The following is a 6,022-nucleotide window of genomic DNA, read 5'->3' as shown; positions in this document are numbered from 1 at the left end:
GATCGGCGGGAGGTAGACGACGTCGAAACCCATGTCCGCGATCGGCTTCAGCCGGCGCACGGCCGTGCGGAACGTGCCGTGCGGCTGCCCGGCGGTGCCCTCCGAACGCGGGAAGAACTCGTACCAGGAGCCGTACAGGGCGCGCTCCCGCTCCACCAGCAGCGGCATGGGATCCGAGGCGGTGACCAGCTCCCGCAACGGGTAGCGGCTCAACAACGCCTCCACCTCGGGCGCCAGCGCCGCCGCGAGCCGCCAAGCGGCCGGACGCCCCTCGTCCCGCAGGGCCGTGACCGCCTCCCGTACGACCGGCCGCTGCTCCTCCGGCACTCCGGCGGCCACACGCTCGTACAGCCGCGCGCCCTCCTGGAGGACCAGCTCGGTGTCGATCCCCGCCGGGATCTTGATGCGGGCGTGGTGCCGCCAGGTGGCGACCGGGTCGGACCAGGCCTCCACCGTGTAGGTCCAGCGGCCCGGCTCGCCCGCGGTGACGGTGGCGCCCCAGCGGTCGGTGCCCGGGGCGAGTTCACGCATCGGGGTCCACGGACCGGGTCGGCCGGCCGGATCGCGCAGCACCACATTGGCCGCGACGGCGTCGTGCCCCTCCCGGAACACGGTGGCGGACACCTCGAACGACTCACCGGTCACCGCCTTGGCCGGCCTGCGCCCGTGCAGGACCAAGGGGCGCACGTCCAGGACGGGGATCCGGCCGAGGACGGTCTGCGCGGCGGCGGGCGGTGGTGCGGCGGCCGGCGGTGCGGCGGGCGGTGGTGCGGCGGAGCCGGACGGACCGGGCACGCGGGCGGCGGGCTTCACGGCTTTCTTGCCCGCTGTCTTCTTCGCCGCTGCCTTCGTGGCCGCTGCCTTCTTGGCCGTCGTCTTCTTGGCCGTCGTCTTCTGTGCCGCTGTCTTCTTCGCAGCCGCCTTCTTCGCCGGTTTCTTCGTGGCCGGTTCCTGCTCTGCCGCTGCCGTGGGCCTGCTGCTGGTCGGTGGTGCTGACGAGTGGTGCGTGGCGGGCATGACCGCTCCTGTCCGCGTCAACGAGGGTGTGGGCGGAGGGATGTGGGGGAGGTGGGTCCTGCGGAGGTGCTGTGGGACGCCTGTGGGGTGTGTACCGGAGGAGCCTTCCCACCCTGTTCGGGTGGGCAATCCGGAACTTTGTTAACTACTCACGCGTATGTCCACCCGGAAGACCGGCCTCCTTTCATCCGGGTGCCCCGCGACCGCTTCTCCACGCCCCCCGACACCCCCGTCGGGCACCTCCCCACCGACGCCCCGGTAACCACTACCGTCGAGGATGACGACGAGACGTACGGCGCCGTACGTCTCACCACATAACGCGCCCGAGGTGGAATGTGAAGGCGATCCGTCGGTTCACCGTCCGTCCCGTTCTCCCCGAACCCCTCCGGCCGCTGGTCGACCTGGCGCGCAATCTGCGCTGGTCCTGGCATGCCGAGACGCGCGACCTGTTCCAGTCCGTGGACCCCGAGGCCTGGGCCGCCGCCGGAAGCGACCCGGTGCGGATACTGGGCCGGGTGCGGCCGGCGCGGCTGGCCGAGCTGGCCGGCGACCGGAGGTTCCTGCGCCGGCTGACCGCCGTCGCCGACGACCTCGACGACTATCTGACCGGCGACCGCTGGTATCAGACACAGGCGGACGGCATGCCCGCCGCCGTCGCCTACTTCTCCCCGGAGTTCGGCATCACGGCCGCGCTGCCCCAGTACTCCGGCGGCCTCGGCATCCTGGCGGGGGACCATCTGAAGGCGGCCAGCGATCTCGGCGTACCCCTGATCGGGGTCGGGTTGCTGTACCGGCACGGGTACTTCCGGCAGACCCTGTCCCGCGACGGCTGGCAGCAGGAGCACTACCCGGTGCTCGACCCCAACGAGCTGCCGCTCACCCAGCTGAAGGAGGCCGAAGGCGCCCTGGCGCAGGTCTCCCTCGCACTGCCCGGCGGCCGTGCGCTGCACGCCCGTATCTGGCTGGCCCAGGTCGGCCGCGTCCCCCTGCTGCTGCTCGACTCGGACGTGGAGGAGAACGACCTCGGCGAACGGGGGGTGACCGACCGGCTCTACGGCGGCGGCAGCGAGCACCGGCTGCTGCAGGAGATGCTGCTCGGCATAGGAGGTGTCCGGGCGGTACGGACGTACTGCCGCCTCACCGGGCACCCGCAACCCGAGGTGTTCCACACCAACGAGGGACACGCGGGCTTCCTCGGCCTGGAGCGGATCGCCGAACTGTGCGCGACGGGGCTGGACTTCGACTCGGCCCTGGAGTCCGTGCGCGGCGGTACGGTCTTCACCACCCACACGCCCGTCCCCGCCGGCATCGACCGCTTCGACCGGGAGCTGGTCGCCCGGCACTTCGGGGCGGACGCCGAGCTGCCCGCCATCGAGGTGGACCGCATCCTGCGCCTCGGCATGGAGACCTATCCGGGCGGCGAGCCGAACCTGTTCAACATGGCCGTGATGGGGCTCCGGCTGGCCCAGCGGGCCAACGGGGTGTCGCTGCTGCACGGGCAGGTGAGCAGGGAGATGTTCGCGGGCCTGTGGCCGGGATTCGACGCCGAGGAGGTGCCGATCACCTCCGTGACCAACGGGGTGCACGCGCCGACCTGGGTGGCGCCGGAGGTGCTCAGGCTCGGCGCCCGGCAGATCGGCGCCCAGCGCACCGAGGACGCGCTGACCGTGGGCGCCTCCGAGCGCTGGGACTCGGTCGCGGACATCCCGGACCAGGAGATCTGGGAACTGCGCCGCACCCTGCGCGAACAGCTGGTGCTGGAGGTACGCGAGCGGCTGCGCGCATCCTGGCGGCAACGCGGCGCCGGAAACGCGGAGTTGGGCTGGATCGAGGGCGTCCTGGACCCGGACGTCCTGACGATCGGCTTCGCCCGCAGAGTCCCGTCGTACAAGCGCCTGACCCTGATGCTCCGCGACCGCGACCGCCTGATGGACCTGCTGCTGCACCCGGACCGCCCGGTGCAGATCGTGGTGGCCGGCAAGGCGCACCCGGCGGACGACAGCGGCAAGCGCCTCGTCCAGGAGCTGGTCCGCTTCGCCGACGACCCGCGCGTCCGCCACCGCATCGTCTTCCTCCCCGACTACGGCATGGCGATGGCACAGAAGCTCTACCCCGGCTGTGACGTCTGGCTGAACAACCCCTTGCGCCCGCTGGAGGCCTGTGGGACGTCCGGCATGAAGGCGGCGCTCAACGGCTGCCTCAACCTCTCCGTCCTGGACGGCTGGTGGAACGAATGGTTCCAGCCGGACTTCGGCTGGGCCATCCCGACGGCGGACGGCGCGGCCACCGACGCCGACCGCCGCGACGACATCGAGGCGGCGGCGCTGTACGACCTCATGGAGCAGCGGGTGACCCCGCGCTTCTACGAGCAGGGCCGTGCCGGTCTGCCCGACCGCTGGATCCAGATGGTCCGCCAGACCCTCACCCTGCTCGGCCCCAAGGTGCTGGCCGGCCGTATGGTCCGCGAGTACGTGGAGCGCCTGTACGTCCCCGCCGCGCAGGCACACCGCACACTGACCCCGGACACGGCCATCGATCTGGCCGCCTGGAAGGCCCGGGTCCGGGCGGCTTGGCCGGGCGTCAGCGTCGACCATGTGGAGACGACGGCGGCGACGGCCACGGCGGAACTGGGCACGACGATGGGCCTGCGGGTCCGCGTCGGCCTGGGCGACCTGACCCCGGACGACGTCGAGGTCCAGGCGGTGTCCGGCCGGGTCGACGCCGAGGACCACATCACGGACGCGACGGTCGTCCCGCTGAAGCCGACCGGTGCCCCGGATCTGGAGGGCCGCCTGCTGTACGAGGGCCCCCTCGCCCTGGACCGCACCGGCCCCTACGGCTACACGGTCCGCATCCTCCCCGCACACCGGCTGCTGGCGTCGAGCGCGGAACCGGGGCTGATGGCGGTGCCGTCGGGGGAGGGGGTGGAGGGGGCGGGGGTGTTGCTGCGCTGAGCGACGTGGGGTTCACCGGGGTCCGGGCGACCCCGGCGTGCCCCTGCCTCACAGCAGGTGGTCCGCCTTGCCCGCCTTGATGTCGCGGATGAGGGTACGGAGGGCTTCGCGGGTGTCGGTGAGGTAGTGGTCCTCTTGGCCGGCTATGGCGATGTAGGCGTTGCCTTGTGGGTCGGTGCCGAGGCGGAAGCAGCTCGCTCCCTCACCGCAGAACGGGTCCTCCCAGGTGATGTCCTTCATCGGTTGCTCCTCACAGGCTGTTGGCGATGTCAAGGATGAAGTCGCGCGATGTCTGCGGTGACAGCGCAATACGCTCCATCCAGTCCAAATGGGCTCGGTACTTGGCCAACTGTGGCGCGCCACCCAGGAATTCCGGCCCATGGGAGCTGTCGACCTGGACAGTGTCGAGCTGAGGGACGGCTGCCTCCAGATAGTTGACGGTCTGCCCGGCTCCTGGGAATGTCCCGGCGGAGAACGGGATGGCCAAGAGTCGTACCGGCGGATGCTCCGACAACTCCAGCAGATGTTCGAGTTGGGCACGCGCCACAGCACGGCCGCCGAACTGCATCCGCAGGGCGGCCTCATGGACGAGGGCGACGTACTCCGGAGCGCTCTCTCCTTCCAGCACGCGCTGTCGTTCCACGCGGTAGGCGAGCCGTAGGGCAACCTCATGTTCCGGTAGCTGAGGCAACACGGCGCGGAAGAGTTCGAGAGCGTGATCGCTGGTCTGTAGCAGGCCGGGGATGTGAGCGGTGTGCGCTGTGCGCATCCGCACGGCGTACGACTCCAGTTCCGCGATATCCAGCAGCCCAGGGGAGAGGGAACCTCGGTAACGCTCCCACCAGCCCCGCCCGTCGGGTCGGGCCATGGCCACCAGGGTATCGATGTAGGCCTGATCCGAACATGCGCAGTTGCAGGCGAGAGTGTGCAGCCGCTCCGGGCTGATGGTACGGATGCCCGTCTCGATGTTGGAGACCTTCGCCCGGTCGAGCCCGAGCAGGCCGGCGGCCTGGTCCGCTGTCATCCCCGCTGCCGTGCGCATCTTGCGCAGTTCGCTGCCCAGACGCTTCTGACGCTCCGTGGGCGTGGTCCTCGGTGGCATTGCGTTCCTCCCGAACTGATCGGCAGCAGTCTGCCGCCCTTCGTCGCCAGCCGACCACGCACGGGTCAATTTCTCGAATCAGGTGGCAATGTACCCATTGCGCATCCTACGTTGAGTGACGCACCGACCACTTACCGGAAGGGCAGTGGCGCCGGAAGCGCATCACGCGAGCCTGCCCGCGTTCTCCTCCCCTGGGAGGGGCGGGCCCGCGTCAGGGAGACAAGCCACCGCTGCCATGCCCTACGGAACCGCGATCACCGAGGAGTTCCTATGCCCATGCCCGCCGTCGAACCGCTGGCGACTCACTGCCCGATGCTGGCGACGATGTACCCGGCGGATCCCACCCCGCCCGACCCGGCAACCCTCGCCTACAGCCTCACGCTGCCCGCAGCCTTGGCGAGCCCGGCGCTGGCGAGGTCGGCGGCGCGGGCGATGCTGGAGGCGCACGGGCTGAGCGACGTTCTCGACGCCGGTCTGCAGGCGGTGGGTGAACTGACAGCAGTGGCTGCCCAGTTCACAGATTCAACGGACTTCTACCTTTCGCTCCGCTATCGCTGGAACGCCCTCCGGGTGATCGTCTACGACAGCCACCCGCCCCACACGCAACCGAACCTCGCCGTCGCCTGTGACACCCGCCGCCGCGCCGCCCTCCGCTTCCTGGGCTGCCTCTGCCGCGCCTGTGACGGCGACTGGGGCTTCGGGCCGTCAAGGGAGCCGGGCGGCGGGACGCGGATGTGGGCGATGTTGCCTAGTGTCTCGTGATCCTGTTCGTGGAACCTGAGGCTGGTTGGCTCGTTGAGTTGAACATGGATCTCTCCTCTGAACAGATGTCGGAACTGCGGGAGTTGGCCGGGTCGCGGGATGTTCCGGTCGATGTGGCGCTTCGTGCACGGATCGTGTTGTGGTCCGGCGAGGGGCGGCGGCGTAAGGACATCGCCGAGCTCGCCGG

At 70.4% G+C, this 6,022-nt stretch carries 6 protein-coding genes; 3 read left to right on the top strand and 3 right to left on the bottom strand.

Annotated features, from left to right (window positions below; translation table 11 throughout):
- On the bottom strand, positions 1-1,017 hold a 1,017-nt coding region (locus tag AB0L75_RS43705; protein WP_365191872.1), incomplete at its 3' end, for a maltotransferase domain-containing protein.
- Positions 1,018-1,352: 335 nt separating this feature from the next.
- On the opposite strand from AB0L75_RS43705, the gene AB0L75_RS43700 reads away from it, so the two are divergent.
- Positions 1,353-3,971, top strand: coding sequence for a glycosyltransferase family 1 protein (locus tag AB0L75_RS43700; RefSeq protein ID WP_365191871.1), 2,619 nt, complete (start codon positions 1,353-1,355; stop codon positions 3,969-3,971).
- A 48-nt stretch (positions 3,972-4,019) separates the two neighbouring features.
- Here the strand turns inward: AB0L75_RS43700 and AB0L75_RS43695 are convergent, their stop codons facing one another.
- Both AB0L75_RS43695 and AB0L75_RS43690 read right to left on the bottom strand, forming a co-directional pair.
- Positions 4,020-4,211, bottom strand: coding sequence for a hypothetical protein (locus AB0L75_RS43695; protein ID WP_365191870.1), 192 nt, complete (start codon positions 4,209-4,211; stop codon positions 4,020-4,022).
- A gap of 10 nt (positions 4,212-4,221) precedes the next feature.
- Complete coding sequence (locus AB0L75_RS43690) at positions 4,222-5,073, bottom strand: helix-turn-helix transcriptional regulator (RefSeq protein WP_365191869.1); 852 nt, start codon at positions 5,071-5,073, stop codon at positions 4,222-4,224.
- A gap of 276 nt (positions 5,074-5,349) precedes the next feature.
- Here AB0L75_RS43690 and AB0L75_RS43685 point away from each other — a divergent pair, with 276 nt between their 5' ends.
- Together AB0L75_RS43685 and AB0L75_RS43680 are read left to right on the top strand one after the other, a co-directional pair.
- The gene (locus AB0L75_RS43685) at positions 5,350-5,835 is read left to right on the top strand and encodes an ATP-binding protein (RefSeq protein ID WP_365191868.1); all 486 of its coding nucleotides are present in this window, start codon (positions 5,350-5,352) and stop codon (positions 5,833-5,835) included.
- A partial coding sequence (locus AB0L75_RS43680) for a hypothetical protein (protein WP_365191867.1) occupies positions 5,832-6,022 on the top strand: 191 nt, incomplete at its 3' end. The genes AB0L75_RS43685 and AB0L75_RS43680, both read left to right, overlap by 4 nt.

Source organism: Streptomyces sp. NPDC052101, from assembly GCF_040680235.1.
Lineage (GTDB): Bacteria > Actinomycetota > Actinomycetes > Streptomycetales > Streptomycetaceae > Streptomyces.
The sequence above is the reverse complement of the archived record's forward strand: the minus strand, read 5'-3'. Positions and strand labels throughout refer to the sequence as shown.

Coding starts and splice junctions, on each gene's coding strand:
- AB0L75_RS43695 (WP_365191870.1), bottom strand. CDS start 4,211: ATGAAGGACATCACCTGGGAGGACCCGTTCTGCGGTGAGGGAGCGAGC.
- AB0L75_RS43690 (WP_365191869.1), bottom strand. CDS start 5,073: ATGCCACCGAGGACCACGCCCACGGAGCGTCAGAAGCGTCTGGGCAGC.
- AB0L75_RS43685 (WP_365191868.1), top strand. CDS start 5,350: ATGCCCGCCGTCGAACCGCTGGCGACTCACTGCCCGATGCTGGCGACG.